1 protein-coding gene is annotated in these 504 nt (G+C 64.5%); it reads right to left on the reverse strand.

Annotated elements, in window-relative coordinates:
* A partial coding sequence (locus GFB48_RS17510; RefSeq protein WP_205597775.1) for an ABC transporter substrate-binding protein occupies positions 1-504 on the reverse strand: 504 nt, incomplete at both ends.

Raw genomic sequence — 504 nt, forward strand, 5'->3', positions numbered from 1 at the left:
GTCGCCACCTTGTCGAACTCCTGTGCCCACGAGTCGCCGTAGGCATCGGCAAAGCCGATCAGTGCGACCGTCTTCACGCCATGGTTGGCCATGTGCTCGGCAATAGCGGTCGCCATGTGCGAATCGTTCTGCGGGGTCTTGAAGACCCACGCGCGCTTGGCGTCCATCGGCTCGACGATGCGCGCGGACGCCGCCAGCGAGATCATCGGCGTCTCGCTCTCGGCCGCCACGTCCACCATCGCCAGCGAGGTCGGCGTGATGGTGGAGCCGATCACGAGATCGACCTTGTCTTCGGTGATCAGCTTGCGCGTGTTCTTGACGGCAGTGGTGGTGTCGGAGGCATCGTCCAGCACGATGTATTCGATCTTCTTGCCGGCGATCTCCTTGGGCAGCAGCGACACCGTGTTCTTCTCCGGAATCCCCAGCGATGCCCCCGGCCCGGTGGCCGACACCGTGACGCCGACCTTCACCTGGGCGAACGCCGTGCTTGCCAGGAATGCCGTC

Source organism: Paraferrimonas sp. SM1919 (genome assembly GCF_010993985.1).
In the GTDB taxonomy this organism is placed as follows: Bacteria; Pseudomonadota; Gammaproteobacteria; order Enterobacterales; family Shewanellaceae; genus SM1919.